The sequence below is a fragment of the Staphylococcus microti genome (assembly GCF_000934465.1).
Taxonomy (GTDB): Bacteria; Bacillota; Bacilli; order Staphylococcales; family Staphylococcaceae; genus Staphylococcus; species Staphylococcus microti.
Genome location: NZ_JXWY01000019.1, coordinates 1 through 15,774 on the forward strand (window position 1 = coordinate 1; position 15,774 = coordinate 15,774).

A 15,774-nucleotide genomic window follows, 5' to 3' on the forward strand; every position below is an offset into this window, starting at 1 on the left:
GATGTGAAATGATGATTAATGTAAATTTATGAAAACGTGTAATATCAAGCGTTATCAAGTGTTGTGAATTGATGAAAACCCCACGTTTTAAAATAACAAATTAATGAATTAAAAAACATATTGGTTGAAAAAGGTCAAAGATGGTCATATAATATAGTCAAAGATGGTCAAAAGGGGTGATATGATGCACAATATGTCAGATATCATAGAACAATATATTAAACAGCTGTTCGAGGAGGCAGAAGCGGATGTTGTAGAAATACAGCGTGCGAACATTGCCGAACGCTTTGATTGCGTACCATCTCAGCTCAACTATGTGATTAAGACACGTTTTACGAATGAACATGGTTATGAAATAGAAAGTAAACGTGGTGGTGGAGGTTACATTCGCATCACGAAGATAGAGACGAAAGATCATGCGAATTATATTAAACACTTGATGTCACTGATCGGTACATCGCTTTCGCAACAACAAGCGTACTATATTATTGATGGGCTATTAGAAAATGGCTTAATCAGTGAACGTGAAGCAAAAATGATTGCTGCAGTTGTTGATCGAGAGACGTTGAAAATGGATGTTGCCGCACGAGACATCATTCGTGCCAATATATTGAAACGCTTGTTACCAGTGATCAATTATTATTAGAGATGAGAAGGTGATGCGTCATGTATCGTCAAGAAAAAAAACAAAAATTGAAGCAAGGTCAGCCGGAAAAAACAATGGATATTCATTTGTATCAAGACCCGATTCACGGTCAATCAGATGAGCAATGGCATGAAGGCGATGATGTTGAAGGAACGTTTGTCATTCAACAAATCTTACAACATCTCGCTGCGAAACATGGACTCAATGTTGATAAAATGATGTATCGTGAAGAGAAACGCTGTCCAACATGTCAGATGACGTTGAAAGATATTGCACATGTCGGGAAGTTTGGTTGTCACGATTGCTACGACACATTTCGTGATGATGTTGCTGACATCGTCCGTCGTGTGCAAGGTGGACATCTTGAACATTCGGGTAAATATCCAAAGTCATCACATACAAAGCGTGCTTTGAAACGTCAAATTGAAGAAAAGCGTGCGTATTTAGAGACGCTCGTTGCACAACAAGCTTTTGAAGAAGCGGCTGTCGTACGCGATGAAATTCAAGCGTTGGAAGCGACGCAACAAAGTGAGGTGTCGAAACACCATGACGCATGAACATGATGCACCGTTGCAAAATGAGCAACAGCAAGAAGAGACACAACCAGTCGTGATGTCCTCACGCATTCGCTTAGCACGCAATCTGGAAAACTATGTGCATCCGCTGATGTTCCCGAATGAAGAAGAGGGGCATCGTGTAGTAAATGAAGTACAAGATGCTCTGACGGATTTACGCGTGCAACGACTTGCAGATATTGATCAGCAAAGTGCGTATAAGCTCGTGGCGAAGCATTTGATTAGTCCAGAATTGACGAAGCAACCGGCAGCAGCTGTTTTGTTGAATGACGATGAATCCGTGAGTGTAATGGTGAATGAGGAAGATCACGTACGTATTCAAGTGATGGGATCTGACTTATCGCTCGACACATTGTATCAACGTGCGTCTGATATTGATGATCAACTCGATGCAGAAGTGGCGATTAGTTATGATGAAACGCTTGGTTATTTGACGACATGTCCAACGAATATTGGAACGGGGATGCGCGCGAGTGTGATGTTACATTTGCCAGGACTTTCGATTATGAAACGCATGAACCGTATTGCACAGTCGATTAACCGCTTTGGTTTTACGATTCGTGGTATTTACGGCGAGGGATCACAAGTATATGGTCATGTGTATCAAGTATCGAACCAATTGACGCTCGGTAAGTCTGAACAAGAGATTATTGACGCACTCACTGAATTGGTGACACAAATTATTAATGAAGAACTGGATGTGCGTCAACGTTTGTTAGCACATAAAGAAACGGAGACGTTAGATCGAATTTATCGTTCGCTCGGTATTTTGAAATATAGTCGTCGCATTTCAGTAGAAGAAGCGTCGTATCGTTTGAGCGATATTAAGTTAGGTGTCGATTTAGGTGTGCTGGACATGCCGGCATTTGATTTTAATGCATTGATGATTGCAATCCAATCACCATTTTTAATAGATGACGAAACAACACAATCAATCGAATCAAAAAGAGCAGATATTTTAAGACAGAAATTATAAAAATTGGAGGTTGACTTATGTTATTTGGTAGATTAACAGAACGTGCCCAACGTGTGTTGGCGCATGCACAAGAAGAAGCAATTCGATTCAATCATTCGAATATTGGAACGGAACATTTATTATTAGGTTTGATGAAAGAACCTGAAGGCATTGCCGCTAAAGTATTAGAAAGCTTTGATATTACAGAAGAAAAAGTGGTCAATGAAGTTGAAAAATTGATCGGTCACGGTCAAGAACATATCGGCACATTACATTACACACCACGTGCGAAAAAAGTCATTGAATTGTCAATGGATGAAGCGCGTAAATTGCAACATAACTTTGTAGGAACAGAACATATTTTACTCGGGTTAATTCGTGAAAATGAAGGCGTTGCAGCACGTGTTTTTGCGAACTTAGACTTAAATATTACGAAAGCACGCGCACAAGTTGTGAAAGCATTGGGTAGCCCTGAAATGGCATCAAACAATGGTCAAGTGTCACAATCTAACAATACGCCGACATTAGACAGCTTAGCACGTGATTTAACAGTTATTGCGAAAGATGGTACGTTAGATCCAGTTGTTGGACGTAGCAAAGAAATTACACGTGTAATCGAAGTGTTAAGCCGTCGTACGAAAAACAACCCAGTCCTTATCGGGGAACCAGGTGTTGGTAAAACAGCGATTGCAGAAGGTTTAGCGCAAGCCATTGTGAACAACGAAGTGCCTGAAACATTGAAAGGCAAACGTGTGATGTCATTAGATATGGGAACAGTGGTTGCCGGTACGAAATATCGTGGTGAATTTGAAGAACGCTTGAAAAAAGTAATGGAAGAAATTCATCAAGCAGGTAACGTGATTCTCTTTATCGACGAATTGCACACATTGATTGGTGCAGGTGGCGCAGAAGGTGCGATTGATGCGTCTAACATTTTGAAACCAGCGTTAGCACGTGGTGAACTGCAATGTATTGGTGCGACAACTTTAGATGAATACCGCAAGCATATTGAAAAAGATGCAGCGCTTGAACGTCGTTTCCAACCGGTTCAAGTGGATGAGCCAAGTGTTGAAGATACCATTGCGATTTTAAAAGGTTTAAGAGATCGCTATGAAGCACATCACCGCATTAACATTTCTGATGAAGCGGTTGAAGCTGCGGCGAAGTTAAGTGATCGTTACGTCCAAGATCGTTTCTTGCCTGACAAAGCGATTGACTTGATTGATGAAGCGAGCTCAAAAGTGCGTTTGAGACATCATACGACACCAACGAACTTGAAAGAATTAGAGCAACAAATTGAACAAGTGAAAAAAGAAAAAGATGCTGCAGTACATGCGCAAGAATTTGAAAATGCGGCGAACTTACGTGATAAACAAACAAAATTGGAGTCACAATATGAAACGGCGAAAAATGAATGGAAAAACAACCAAGATGATCGTCAAACAACACTTGTCGCGGATGATATTTCTGAAGTGATTGCAGGTTGGACAGGTATTCCATTAACACGCTTGAATGAAACGGAGTCTGATCGTTTATTGAATCTTGAAGAGACGTTGCATGAACGTGTTATCGGTCAAAAAGATGCTGTGACGTCAATTTCTAAAGCAGTACGTCGTGCGCGTGCGGGCCTTAAAGATCCAAAACGTCCAATCGGTAGCTTTATCTTCTTAGGACCAACAGGTGTTGGTAAAACAGAACTGGCACGTGCACTTGCTGAATCAATGTTTGGCGAAGAAGATGCGATGATTCGTGTCGACATGAGTGAATACATGGAGAAACATGCGGTGAGTCGTTTAGTCGGAGCGCCTCCAGGATATGTGGGTCATGATGATGGTGGACAATTAACTGAAAAAGTACGTCGTAAACCATACTCAGTGATTTTATTTGATGAAATTGAAAAAGCACATCCAGATATTTTCAACGTCTTGTTACAAGTGCTTGATGACGGGCATTTAACAGATACGAAAGGTCGTCGTGTAGACTTTAGAAATACGGTGATTATTATGACATCAAACGTTGGGGCACAAGAATTACAAGATCAACGTTTTGCAGGATTTGGTGGCAAATCAGAAGGCAGCGACTATGAGACAATTCGCAATACGATGATGAAGAGTCTTAAGAATGCATTCCGCCCAGAATTTTTAAACCGTGTCGATGATATTATCGTATTCCATAAATTAGATAAAGAAGAATTGAAAGAAATCGTTACGAAAATGGTGGATCAATTAACAAAACGTTTATCAGAACAAAACATTCACGTTCAAGTGACGGAAGCAGCGAAAGAAAAAATCGCATCAGAAGGTTATGACCCTGAATATGGTGCGCGTCCGCTTGTACGTGCCATCCAAAAAACAGTCGAGGATAGCTTGAGTGAGTTGATTCTTGAAGGTGCAGAGTTGGATGGTAAAGACGTAACGGTTGATTACGATGGCGAAGAATTCCAATATAACGTGACAGAACGTAAGGAAGAAGAACCAACAGCATAATGCATGATGAAGAGTGAGACATGATAGGATAGGACAATATGAAATGTGCCCTAGGAAACTGAAAAATGGTATTCCCAAGGCAGGATTTACGGCAGAACAACCACGATTTCGGCAAAATTTGGGAGCACTACAGAAATCTTATGCACAAGCATTGATTTCGTCGTAGTGCCCCCGGCAAGGCTGATTAGATATGTATCAAGATTGTAAAACAATGATACATATCAAACAGCTACTGCCAATAATGTTAATTGACATTGTAGTGAATACACCGAAAACAAGTTTTAATCTGCTCGAATCCTAAGCGTTTTGTCCTAACCGCGTGTCTCATTTTTTTGTTGTTTTTTGATAGGGTTGTACTTCATAATTAAGTGGAATGATGATGATTGACAGTATAGAATAGATGAGATGGAGGTGTGTCGACATGGCGAAGAAGAAAGTGACTTTTGAATGTACCGCGTGTGGCTATCAAACGCCAAAATGGATGGGGAAATGCCCTAACTGTGGTGCGTGGAATAGCATGGAAGAGACGATTGAACAGAAAGCGACGAGTCCGAAACACGGTGTGCGCACACAATCAACAGCGAAAGTTCAGAAGTTGAATGATGTGAAACAAGAACAAGCACCACGCATTTTGACGAATAGTCGAGAATTGAACCGCGTATTAGGGGGCGGCATCGTCCAAGGTTCACTCGTGTTAATCGGTGGCGACCCGGGAATCGGGAAGTCGACTTTATTGCTACAAATGTGTGCCTCATTGTCTAAAGAACGAAAAATTTTATATATTACGGGTGAAGAATCGCTTAATCAAACGAAACTACGTGCCGATCGTTTAGAAGAAGATGCAAGTGCGTTGAATGTGTTTGCGGAAACAAACTTGGAAGTGATTCATGATGCGGTGAAGAAGTTAGAGCCAGAGTTGATTGTTGTCGACTCGATTCAAACGATTTTCCATCCTGAAATTACGTCAGCGCCGGGCTCTGTGTCGCAAGTGCGCGAAAGTACACAAAGCTTAATGCATATTGCGAAACAGATGAACATCGCCACGTTTATCGTTGGGCACGTAACGAAAGAAGGGCAAATCGCAGGACCACGTTTGCTCGAACATATGGTAGACACTGTACTTTATTTTGAAGGGGACGAACATCATGCGTACCGTATTTTGCGTGCGGTGAAAAACCGTTTTGGCTCAACGAATGAAATGGGTATTTTTGAAATGAAACAATCCGGCTTGCAAAGTGTTGTTAACCCGTCAGAGATGTTTTTAGAAGAACGTTCCTCTAACGTACCCGGTTCAACGATTGTTGCGACGATGGAAGGTTCTCGCCCATTATTGATTGAAGTACAGGCATTGGTGACACCGACGACGTTTAACAATCCGCGACGTATGGCGACAGGTATTGATCACAACCGTTTGAGCTTGTTAATGGCGGTGTTGGAGAAGAAGGAAGGCTATTTACTTCAACAACAAGATGCGTATATCAAAGTAGCGGGCGGTGTGAAATTAACAGAGCCAGCGGTGGACTTAGGTATTATTATTGCAACTGCGACGAGTTTTAAAGATCGTGCTGTCGATGGTTTGGATTGCTTTATCGGTGAGGTCGGACTGACTGGCGAAGTGCGACGTGTGTCACGTATTGAACAACGTGTACAAGAAGCGGCGAAGTTAGGTTTTAAACGTGTCATTATTCCACAAACGAATATTGGCGGTTGGACTTTTCCAGAAGGTATTGAAGTGATTGGTGTGACATCCGTGCATGACGCATTGAAACATGCATTGAAGGCATCATAGAATAGAAAGTGGCTCTTGTATAGATGTGCGTTTGGCACGACTGATGTTTGTGTTGCTTTAAACGTGAGTCTCTTATACGATTTGAGTGTTATAAAGTGAAAAGGTGGCGACGGTAATGACGGGTTATCATGTGATTATCCCAGCGGCAGGTAAAGGAACGCGAATGGGGCGTACATACAATAAATTATTTATTGAAATTGAACAACAGACAATTATTGAACATACCGTGCGTGTCTTCCAACAAGATCCGGCGTGCGAAGGGATTTATCTTGCTGTGCAACCGGAAGACCGTGAACGTTTAATGACGTTGCTTGCACGCTTTGATAAAGTGAAAAAGTTTGTTACAGGTGGTCGAGAACGTCAAGAAAGTATTCATAAAGTCATTGATGATTTAGACTTGGCGGCAAATGAAGTTGTACTTGTACATGACGGCGCACGTCCTTTCGTGACGCAATCAACCATTCGTACGCTTGCAGATGCTATTAATCAGCATGGTGCGGCTGTTGTTGGTGTAAAAGCGAAAGATACGATTAAAGTTGTGCGTGACCAATTTGTTACAGAAACGTTGGATCGACAATACCTTTGGCAAGTACAGACGCCACAAGGAGCGACATATGAAGTGCTTAAAGGAGCGTATGATAAGGCACAGGCAAATGACATTGTCGGTACGGATGATGCTTCGTTACTGGAGTATGCAGGACATTCGGTGTTTATGGTAGAAGGCAATTACGATAATATTAAAGTAACGACGGAAGAAGATTTAACAAATGCACAAGCGATTATTGAAAAAAGGAGAGAAACAGATCATGTTTAGAGTAGGCTTAGGTTACGATGTTCATGCGTTTGATGAGACCCGCCCACTGATTATTGGTGGTATTGAAGTGCCCCATACACACGGCTTAAAAGGGCATAGTGACGCAGATGTATTGTTACATGCGATTACAGATGCTATGTTAGGCGCATGCGCACTTGGAGATATTGGTAAATTATTCCCAGACACAGATAGTCAATTTAAAGATGCCGATTCTAAAATTTTGTTAAAAGAAGCGTATGAAGAAGTAAAAGCGCTCGGCTATGTCATTAATAATGTAGATGCGACGATTATTGCAGAACGTCCAAAATTCCGCCCGCACATTGATACGATGCGCCAAGTGATTGCAGATTTATTTGATATAGGTATCGAATGGGTTAATGTGAAAGCAACGACGAGCGAGAAATTAGGCTTTACAGGCCGCCAAGAAGGTATCGCAGCACAAGCGATTGTATCAGTCGTTCAAACACAAAGTTAAGTACTTGAGAGCGAAGCGTCAGCAGATGACTGAATATCGGCGCTTTTTCCAAATGGAGTCTAGAGGAACGAAGTCAATTTTTTAAAATTTGATTTCTGTCCCACTCTCTCACATGCTATAATATAACAATTGAAGATAAAAACAGGAGTGAATACGATGAGTGAACGAGTAAGAGTAAGATATGCGCCAAGTCCAACAGGATATTTGCATATCGGGAACGCACGTACAGCATTATTTAACTATTTATTCGCGAAACATTACGGTGGCGATTTTGTAATTCGTATTGAAGATACAGATTCAAAGCGTAATTTAGAAGACGGCGAATCATCACAATTTAACAACTTGCAATGGCTTGGTCTTGATTGGGATGAGTCTGTAGATAAAGACAAAGGTTACGGACCTTACCGTCAATCAGAACGTGGTCATATTTACCAACCATTAATTGACCAGTTATTAGCAGAAGATAAAGCGTACAAGTGTTATATGACGGAAGAAGAGTTAGAGGCTGAACGTCAAGAGCAAATCGCACGTGGCGAAATGCCAAGATACGGTGGCAAGCATGCACATTTAACAGATGAAGAACGCGCACAATTTGAAGCGGAAGGTCGCAAACCATCTATTCGTTTCCGTGTCCCTCAAGATCGTACGTACAAATTCGATGACATGGTAAAAGGCGAAGTGTCATTTGAATCAGACAATTTCGGTGACTGGGTTATCGTGAAAAAAGATGGTGTGCCAACGTATAACTTTGCCGTTGCGGTAGATGACCATTATATGGAAATTACAGACGTGATTCGTGGGGACGACCACATTTCGAACACACCAAAACAATTGATGATCTATGAAACATTTGGTTGGGAACCACCGCGTTTCGGTCATATGACGTTAATCGTTAACGAACAACGTAAGAAGTTAAGTAAACGTGACGGTCAAATTTTACAATTTATCGAGCAGTATCGTGATCTTGGCTACTTACCTGAAGCGATTTTTAACTTTATCGCATTGTTAGGTTGGTCTCCAGAAGGCGAAGAAGAGATTTTCTCTAAACAAGAGTTTATTGACATCTTTACTGAAAAACGTCTATCAAAATCACCGGCATTTTTCGATAAACAAAAGCTTGAGTGGATTAACAACCAATACATGAAAGAAAAAGATGCTGAAACGGTATTTGAAATGACATTGCCACATATGATTAAAGCAGGGTTATTACCGGAATCACCATCTGAAGCGGATCTTGAATGGGGACGTAAATTAGTAGCTTTATATCAAGAACAAATGAGCTATGCGGGTGAAATTGTGCCGCTTTCTGAATTGTTCTTCCGTGATGAAAAAGCGTTAGATGAAGCAGCTCAAGAAGTGTTAGACGGCGAACAAGTGCCTGAATTAATGCGCGTATTGAGTGGCAAGTTAGAAGCGTTGGAATCATTCAAAGCAGAAGATATTAAAAAAGAAATCAAAGCGGTACAAAAAGAAACGGGTATTAAAGGGAAACAACTCTTTATGCCAATCCGTGTTGCTGTAACAGGACAAATGCATGGTCCAGAATTACCGAACACAATGGAAGTACTCGGTAAAGATAAAGTATTGACACGCATTCAAAAGTTACTGTAATTCGTGTTAAGTATTTAACTTGATATCAGCGGTCAAATCGACTACTATTAAAGTGAATTTGGAATAAAGGATTAGTAAGCTACTACAAGTGTCTCAGAGAGTGTACGGTTGCTGCGAGTACACCACATGTATAGTCGAATGCACCTTTAGGATAACAGTATTATACAACCAATGAGTGAATATACGTAGCATGTGGATGTTGGCGTATATTAATGAGAGTGGAACCGTGCAACAGCACCTCTGACAATTTAATGTTAGAGGTGCTGTTTTTACGAGGCGACAACAAAACCTTGAGAAGAGAGGGAGAACATAAATGTTACGACGTATGATGGATGATGTAAAAATGGTATTTGAGCAAGATCCGGCTGCACGCTCATCTTTTGAAGTCATTACGACATATGCAGGGTTACATGCTGTATGGAGTCATTTGATCGCGCACAAATTGTATCAAAAGAAGCACTACATTTTAGCACGTATTATTTCACAAGTATCACGCTTTTTTACAGGGATTGAAATACATCCCGGTGCCAAGATTGGTCGTCGTTTATTTATCGACCACGGGATGGGCGTGGTTATCGGTGAGACATGTACGATTGGCGACAATGTTACGATCTACCAAGGTGTTACATTAGGTGGGACGGGTAAAGAAAAAGGGAAGCGTCACCCGGACATTGGCGATAACGTACTGATTGCAGCAGGCTCAAAAGTACTTGGTAACATCAAAGTGCATTCTAATGTCAATATCGGTGCGAACTCAGTTGTATTACGAGATGTCCCAAGCTACACGACGGTTGTCGGTATTCCAGGACGTATTGTGAAACAAGATGGTAAACGTATCGGTAAAACATTCGACCACTTGAACTTACCGGATCCAATTTTTGAACAAATTAAGCAGCTTGAAAAACAACTCGAACAAACGAAAAACGGGGAGATTAAAGATGATTACATTATATAATACATTAACGCGTCAAAAAGAGCCGTTTAAACCGATTGAACCGGGCAAGGTAAAGATGTATGTATGCGGCCCTACTGTTTACAACTATATTCATATCGGTAATGCGCGCCCAGCAATCAATTATGACGTAGTGAGACGTTATTTAGAGTATAAAGGTTTTGAAGTTGATTACGTATCGAACTTCACAGATGTTGATGATAAATTAATTAAACGTGCACAAGAATTAGGCGAAACAGTGCCTGAAATTGCGGAGCGTTATATTAAAGCGTTCCACGAAGATACGGGTGCGTTGAACGTTAAACCAGCGACGTCAAATCCACGTGTGATGGATCATATGGACGAGATTATTGCCTTTATTAAAAAGTTAGTGGATGAAGGGTATGCGTATGAAAGTGGCGGCGATGTGTATTTCAGAACACGTAAGTTTGACGAGTATGGCAAGTTGAGCCATCAGTCGCTCGATGATTTGAAAGTGGGCGCACGTATTGAACAAGGTGAAAACAAAGAAGATGCGTTGGACTTCACACTTTGGAAAAAAGCAAAACCGGGTGAAATTAGTTGGGATAGTCCTTTTGGTGAAGGACGTCCGGGCTGGCACATTGAATGTTCTGTTATGGCATTTGAAAAATTAGGCCCAACGATTGATATTCATGCAGGTGGTAGTGACCTACAATTCCCACATCATGAAAATGAAATTGCACAATCAGAGTGTCACAACCATGCCCCATTTGCGAATTACTGGATGCATAACGGCTTTATTAATATTGATAATGAGAAGATGAGTAAATCACTCGGTAACTTTATTTTAGTTCATGATATTATTAAAGAAGTTGACCCAGATGTGTTGCGTTTCTTCATGATTAGTGTGCATTATCGCAGTCCAATCAACTACAACTTAGAGCTTGTCGAAGCGGCGAAAAGTGGTTTGACACGTATTCGCAATAGTTACGATGCATTGCTTGCGCGTGAAGCGGTTGTGACGGACCTTGTCGTGGCACAAGATTATATCGATCAAATTGATGCGATTTTAGCGCAGTTTGAAAAAGTAATGGACGATGACTTCAATACAGCAAATGCGATTACAGCTTGGTACGATTTAGCAAAACTAGCAAACAAATATTTGTTAGAAGATAATACGGCAACAGCTGTGATAGTACGCTTTAAAGAAGTGTTCCAAATCTTTAGCGATGTCTTAGGTGTACCGTTACAATCGGCACAAGCAGATGCATTGCTAGATGCAGAAGTAGAAGCGTTAATTGAAGAACGTAATGAAGCGCGTAAAAATAAAGACTTTGCACGTGCAGATGAGATCCGCGACCAACTCAAAGCACAAAACATTTTATTAGAAGATACGCCTCAAGGTGTGAGATTTAAACGTGTCTAAGCCAATTGATTTTAAATTGCTAAGCCCTTTAACGCTTGCATATATGGGCGATGCAGTGCTTGACCAGTTTGTACGTGGGCATATTATTTTAAAGCACCAAAGTAAACCGAACCGTTTGCATCAAGAAGCCAAACGGTTCGTTTCTGCTAAAAGTCAAGCACAGACGTTAGAAGAATTACTCGCAGATGATTGGTTTACAGAAAGCGAGTTAGCAATTATTAAGCGTGGTCGCAACGCAAAAAGTCATACAAAAGCAAAAAACACAGATATTCAAACGTATCGCAAAAGTTCAGGACTTGAAGCGCTTATTGGCTATTTACACTTAGCACAGGAAACAGATCGAATCATAGAGTTATTGTATGAAATTGTAAATCGTGTAGAAAAGAGGTGTTAATCGATGGAATCAGAAGTGATTGTAGGGCGTCATGCCGTTCGTGAAGCGATTACGAGTGGTCATGCTGTGAATAAGGTCATGATCCAAGAAGGAATTAAAAAGCAGCAAATTGACGATATTTTAAAACATGCGAAAGATTTAAAACTCGTCGTTCAAACTGTGCCAAAATCGAAATTAGATCAAATTTCAACAGCACCGCATCAAGGTGTTGCTGCTTATATCGCACCGTACGAGTATGAAACGCTAGAACATTTTTTAGAACAACAAGCGAATAAGGAATCACTTTCAACTGTCTTAATTTTGGATGGCTTGGAAGATCCACACAATTTAGGATCAATTCTTAGAACAGCAGATGCAACGGGTGTAGATGGTATCATCATTCCAAAACGTCGCTCGGTGGCACTTACACAAACCGTTGCTAAGGCGTCAACAGGTGCGATTCAACACGTACCAGTCATTCGAGTGACGAACTTGTCGCAAACGATTGATGTGTTAAAAGATCAAGGTTATTGGGTCGCAGGAACAGAGGCAAACAATGCGACAGACTATCGTCAAATGCAAGCCGATATGCCGCTTGCTATCGTGATAGGCAGTGAAGGGCAAGGGATGAGTCGCCGTGTGAAAGAGAAATGTGATTTTTATATTAAGATCCCAATGGTTGGGCATGTGAACAGTTTGAATGCGTCAGTAGCAGCCAGCCTCATGATGTATGAGGTGTTGAGAAAGCGTCAACCTATCGGCGGTGACAAGTAACCGATGAAAGATTATTACGTGATTATTGACGGTTATAACATGATTGGACAGTCACCAGAATTAAGTCGTCTTGCCAAGGAAAACTTGGAAGAGGCAAGGGAGCAACTGTTGATAGAAATTGCGAACTATAACGCACTCGTTAAAGGACGTATTATTTGTGTGTTCGATGCGTATGAGCAAGGGACGCCACAAGCAGAAACAGTCTATCACGGTGTGCATGTCATCTTTACGAAAGAAGGCGAAACGGCAGACAGCTTTATCGAACGTTATGTCTACAATATTTACAACAAGCACATTACGCATATTACAGTTGTAACGAGCGATATGAGTGAGCAACACGCCATCTTTGGGACAGGTGCATATCGCATTTCATCACGTGAGATGTGGCGTCATTTGAAAGAAAACAAAACGGCTGTGTCTAAGACAATTTCATCGTTTGAAGCGCAAAAACCGCGCACACGTATGCACTTGTCGGAAGAAGTTTTGACAGAGTTTGAGAAAATAAGACGTGGTGAATGGCAATAATTGAGAAGTCTCGATTTGCTTTTTGAAGGAGATGTTCATACGATGAATGAGCAATCTTTTATTAAAGCGAGGCGATCTCGATGCGTTACATTGAATCCGACACACCCAACACATGTCCCCCGTCTCAACAGCCCTCAACAGCACAGATACATTTGCTAGAGCATCAGCTCAACGATATCCGACAACGTGCGACACATTGTTTCAACGATTATAGTGTGCATGAATATGACCGTGAAGATCTTGTGCAAGAAACAGTATTCGCGTTGTATAACAAATTGCGCGCTGGCGTTGATTATGAACGTGGTCCCATTGAGCATTATATTAATCGGACGATACGTCGTCGCAAGCTGGACTATCGACGCAAAAAGGTAAATCGACAGCGCATTTTTGAAACATACGTACAAAAGATGATGTATCAAAATCAATACAATCATCAAGTGCACGGCGATCCAATTGATTCAGCCCTTCGCAGTGGCATGCTTTTAGAAGTGTTCAACGAGGTACTAGCAACGATGACGCCAATGGAACGGGAAGTATGTCAGTATTTATATCAAGAATGGAAACCAGCAGAAATCGCACAAGCCATGGCGGTAGATTCCAAAAAAGTTTACAACGCTATTTATCGCGTGCGTCAAAAGTTGAAAGCAGCATTACAATCGAATGTTGATTGACAATTGAACATGACCTTATGTATAGTTAATGAGTATTATAGGATTAAGGTGAGTTAAAGTGAAAAAAGTACCGCTTAGTTGTGAGAAATGTGGCAGCCGTAACTACCATGTTCCGAAATCTGCGAACCGAACAGATCGGTTAGCGTTGAAGAAGTTTTGTGCGGCATGTCAAACACATACACTTCATAAAGAATCCAAATAATTGGAGGTAAAGACGAGAATGGCTAAAAAAGAGAGCTTCTTCCAAGGTGTTAAGTCAGAAATGGAAAAGACAAGTTGGCCAACAGGTCCCGAACTTGTGAAATATACGTCAATCGTAGTATTTACAGTAGTATTCTTCTTGCTATTTTTCTACGGTTTAGATATTGGTATTGGTCAAATAATTGAAATGATAAAATAGTGAGTGAGGAGATGTCAGCATGTCTGAAGATTTAGGTGCGAAACATTGGTATGCAGTTCATACCTATTCAGGATATGAAAACAAAGTAAAACAGAACTTAGAAAAACGTGTCGAGTCTATGAACATGACAGAACAAATTTTCCGCGTTGTGATTCCTGAAGAAGAGGAAACACAAGTGAAAGATGGTAAAGCGAAAAAATCAATGAAGAAAACATTCCCTGGCTATGTATTAGTCGAGTTAGTGATGACAGATGAGTCATGGTACGTTGTGCGTAATACACCGGGTGTGACAGGCTTTGTTGGTTCAGCAGGTGCAGGTTCTAAGCCGAATCCATTATTGCCTGAAGAAGCACGTTTTATCTTGAAACAAATGGGCATGAAAGAAAAAACAATCGATGTTGAAGTTGAACTTGGTGAACAAGTACGCGTAACTTCTGGACCATTCGCGAACCAAGTGGGCGAAGTGGAAAGTATCGAAGCAGATAAATTCAAATTGACAGTATTAGTAGACATGTTTGGACGTGAAACACCTGTTGAAGTTGAATTTGATCAAATTGAAAAACTTTAGTCCGGTGTAAAAAGGAAATAAAGTTTTGTGTTGTAATCTAATAATCTAAATGCTATAATAACGAAGTCGCGCATTTATAGCGCTACATTTCGTCACGAAATGTTAAGAGTGGGAGGGCAAAAAAATGAGCCCTGTGACCACATCACGATATCAAGGAGGTGCACATCGTGGCTAAAAAAGTAGAAAAAGTAGTTAAGTTACAAATTCCAGCAGGTAAAGCAAACCCAGCACCACCAGTTGGTCCTGCACTAGGTCAAGCCGGTGTGAACATTATGGCTTTCACAAAGGAATTTAATGCACGTACGCAAGAACAAGTAGGTTTAATCATTCCAGTAGAAATTTATGTATATGAAGACCGTTCATTTACATTCATTACAAAAACACCACCTGCAGCTGTATTACTTAAAAAAGCAGCAGGCGTTGAAAAAGGTTCTGGTGAGCCTAACAAAACAAAAGTTGCTACTGTAACAAAAGACCAAGTACGTGAAATTGCTAACACTAAAATGCCAGACTTAAACGCTGCTGACGAAGAAGCGGCTATGCGTATCGTAGAAGGTACTGCACGTAGTATGGGTATTGTTGTTGAGTAATTAAATTAACGTCAACACGCAATGAAACGAACAAATGATAAATTTTGTAGTGAACGCAGATAGACCCCTTTGTTATATGAGATGACATCGAAAAAAGCGTGCCAACGCATTGGGCTATCTGCGCTCAACTTGCTATTATGGCAAGTAAACGTGGGAGGACATTCCGATAACACCACTAAAGGA

18 protein-coding genes are annotated in these 15,774 nt (G+C 40.9%); all 18 read left to right on the plus strand.

The genetic code is table 11. The features are described from left to right. Window positions 1–184: 184 nt before the first annotated feature. The 18 genes from TP70_RS02995 to rplK all read left to right on the plus strand — a co-directional run bounded on the left by TP70_RS02995 (window position 185) and on the right by rplK (window position 15,591). The gene (locus TP70_RS02995) at window positions 185–646 is read left to right on the plus strand and encodes a CtsR family transcriptional regulator (protein ID WP_044359232.1); all 462 of its coding nucleotides are present in this window, start codon (window positions 185–187) and stop codon (window positions 644–646) included. Between the two features lie 74 nt (window positions 647–720). Beyond that, window positions 721–1,203, plus strand: coding sequence for a UvrB/UvrC motif-containing protein (locus TP70_RS03000; RefSeq protein WP_044359284.1), 483 nt, complete (start codon window positions 721–723; stop codon window positions 1,201–1,203). Beyond that, window positions 1,193–2,197, plus strand: coding sequence for a protein arginine kinase (locus TP70_RS03005; protein WP_044359233.1), 1,005 nt, complete (start codon window positions 1,193–1,195; stop codon window positions 2,195–2,197). Before TP70_RS03000 ends, TP70_RS03005 begins: the two co-directional genes overlap by 11 nt. A gap of 17 nt (window positions 2,198–2,214) precedes the next feature. After that, window positions 2,215–4,662: an ATP-dependent Clp protease ATP-binding subunit gene (locus TP70_RS03010; protein ID WP_044359234.1), complete on the plus strand. Its 2,448-nt coding sequence runs from the start codon at window positions 2,215–2,217 to the stop codon at window positions 4,660–4,662. 421 nt (window positions 4,663–5,083) lie between these two features. Continuing rightward, window positions 5,084–6,451, plus strand: a complete 1,368-nt coding sequence (gene radA, locus TP70_RS03015) for a DNA repair protein RadA (RefSeq protein ID WP_044359235.1) — start codon at window positions 5,084–5,086, stop codon at window positions 6,449–6,451. Window positions 6,452–6,566: 115 nt separating this feature from the next. Continuing rightward, window positions 6,567–7,265 (plus strand): 2-C-methyl-D-erythritol 4-phosphate cytidylyltransferase, encoded by a 699-nt coding sequence (ispD, locus tag TP70_RS03020; RefSeq protein WP_044359237.1) that lies wholly within the window; start codon window positions 6,567–6,569, stop codon window positions 7,263–7,265. Further along, complete coding sequence (gene ispF, locus TP70_RS03025) at window positions 7,258–7,740, plus strand: 2-C-methyl-D-erythritol 2,4-cyclodiphosphate synthase (protein WP_044359238.1); 483 nt, start codon at window positions 7,258–7,260, stop codon at window positions 7,738–7,740. Before ispD ends, ispF begins: the two co-directional genes overlap by 8 nt. Window positions 7,741–7,896: 156 nt before the next feature. Then, window positions 7,897–9,351, plus strand: coding sequence for a glutamate--tRNA ligase (gene gltX, locus TP70_RS03030; protein ID WP_044359239.1), 1,455 nt, complete (start codon window positions 7,897–7,899; stop codon window positions 9,349–9,351). A gap of 313 nt (window positions 9,352–9,664) precedes the next feature. Continuing rightward, window positions 9,665–10,306 (plus strand): serine O-acetyltransferase, encoded by a 642-nt coding sequence (gene cysE / locus TP70_RS03035; protein WP_044359241.1) that lies wholly within the window; start codon window positions 9,665–9,667, stop codon window positions 10,304–10,306. Further along, window positions 10,290–11,690 carry a cysteine--tRNA ligase gene (gene cysS, locus TP70_RS03040; protein ID WP_044359242.1) on the plus strand — a complete coding sequence of 467 codons (1,401 nt, stop codon included), beginning with the start codon at window positions 10,290–10,292 and terminating at the stop codon, window positions 11,688–11,690. Before cysE ends, cysS begins: the two co-directional genes overlap by 17 nt. A 43-nt stretch (window positions 11,691–11,733) precedes the next feature. Beyond that, a complete protein-coding gene (locus tag TP70_RS03045) occupies window positions 11,734–12,084 on the plus strand; it encodes a Mini-ribonuclease 3 (protein ID WP_174221468.1) in 351 nt (116 codons plus the stop codon). Window positions 12,085–12,087: 3 nt separating this feature from the next. Beyond that, entirely contained in the window at window positions 12,088–12,837 is a 750-nt protein-coding gene (rlmB, locus tag TP70_RS03050) for a 23S rRNA (guanosine(2251)-2'-O)-methyltransferase RlmB (protein WP_044359244.1), read from the plus strand. 3 nt (window positions 12,838–12,840) lie between these two features. Continuing rightward, window positions 12,841–13,362, plus strand: a complete 522-nt coding sequence (locus tag TP70_RS03055; RefSeq protein WP_044359246.1) for an NYN domain-containing protein — start codon at window positions 12,841–12,843, stop codon at window positions 13,360–13,362. A gap of 80 nt (window positions 13,363–13,442) precedes the next feature. After that, window positions 13,443–14,033, plus strand: a complete 591-nt coding sequence (locus tag TP70_RS03060; RefSeq protein WP_044359247.1) for a sigma-70 family RNA polymerase sigma factor — start codon at window positions 13,443–13,445, stop codon at window positions 14,031–14,033. A 58-nt stretch (window positions 14,034–14,091) separates the two neighbouring features. After that, window positions 14,092–14,235, plus strand: a complete 144-nt coding sequence (gene rpmG / locus TP70_RS11915) for a 50S ribosomal protein L33 (RefSeq protein ID WP_084207635.1) — start codon at window positions 14,092–14,094, stop codon at window positions 14,233–14,235. Between the two features lie 18 nt (window positions 14,236–14,253). Continuing rightward, window positions 14,254–14,433, plus strand: a complete 180-nt coding sequence (gene secE, locus TP70_RS03065) for a preprotein translocase subunit SecE (protein WP_044359248.1) — start codon at window positions 14,254–14,256, stop codon at window positions 14,431–14,433. A gap of 19 nt (window positions 14,434–14,452) precedes the next feature. Next, complete coding sequence (gene nusG / locus TP70_RS03070) at window positions 14,453–15,001, plus strand: transcription termination/antitermination protein NusG (RefSeq protein ID WP_044359249.1); 549 nt, start codon at window positions 14,453–14,455, stop codon at window positions 14,999–15,001. A gap of 167 nt (window positions 15,002–15,168) precedes the next feature. Continuing rightward, window positions 15,169–15,591, plus strand: coding sequence for a 50S ribosomal protein L11 (rplK, locus tag TP70_RS03075; RefSeq protein ID WP_044359250.1), 423 nt, complete (start codon window positions 15,169–15,171; stop codon window positions 15,589–15,591). Window positions 15,592–15,774: the final 183 nt, after the last annotated feature.

Bases quoted from the DNA above. Each gene is read 5' to 3' on its own strand.
- TP70_RS02995 (WP_044359232.1), top strand. From the start codon at position 185: ATGCACAATATGTCAGATATCATAGAACAATATATTAAACAGCTGTTC.
- TP70_RS03000 (WP_044359284.1), top strand. From the start codon at position 721: ATGGATATTCATTTGTATCAAGACCCGATTCACGGTCAATCAGATGAG.
- TP70_RS03005 (WP_044359233.1), top strand. From the start codon at position 1,193: ATGACGCATGAACATGATGCACCGTTGCAAAATGAGCAACAGCAAGAA.
- TP70_RS03010 (WP_044359234.1), top strand. From the start codon at position 2,215: ATGTTATTTGGTAGATTAACAGAACGTGCCCAACGTGTGTTGGCGCAT.
- radA (WP_044359235.1), top strand. From the start codon at position 5,084: ATGGCGAAGAAGAAAGTGACTTTTGAATGTACCGCGTGTGGCTATCAA.
- ispD (WP_044359237.1), top strand. From the start codon at position 6,567: ATGACGGGTTATCATGTGATTATCCCAGCGGCAGGTAAAGGAACGCGA.
- ispF (WP_044359238.1), top strand. From the start codon at position 7,258: ATGTTTAGAGTAGGCTTAGGTTACGATGTTCATGCGTTTGATGAGACC.
- gltX (WP_044359239.1), top strand. From the start codon at position 7,897: ATGAGTGAACGAGTAAGAGTAAGATATGCGCCAAGTCCAACAGGATAT.
- cysE (WP_044359241.1), top strand. From the start codon at position 9,665: ATGTTACGACGTATGATGGATGATGTAAAAATGGTATTTGAGCAAGAT.
- cysS (WP_044359242.1), top strand. From the start codon at position 10,290: ATGATTACATTATATAATACATTAACGCGTCAAAAAGAGCCGTTTAAA.
- TP70_RS03045 (WP_174221468.1), top strand. From the start codon at position 11,734: ATGGGCGATGCAGTGCTTGACCAGTTTGTACGTGGGCATATTATTTTA.
- rlmB (WP_044359244.1), top strand. From the start codon at position 12,088: ATGGAATCAGAAGTGATTGTAGGGCGTCATGCCGTTCGTGAAGCGATT.
- TP70_RS03055 (WP_044359246.1), top strand. From the start codon at position 12,841: ATGAAAGATTATTACGTGATTATTGACGGTTATAACATGATTGGACAG.
- TP70_RS03060 (WP_044359247.1), top strand. From the start codon at position 13,443: ATGCGTTACATTGAATCCGACACACCCAACACATGTCCCCCGTCTCAA.
- secE (WP_044359248.1), top strand. From the start codon at position 14,254: ATGGCTAAAAAAGAGAGCTTCTTCCAAGGTGTTAAGTCAGAAATGGAA.
- nusG (WP_044359249.1), top strand. From the start codon at position 14,453: ATGTCTGAAGATTTAGGTGCGAAACATTGGTATGCAGTTCATACCTAT.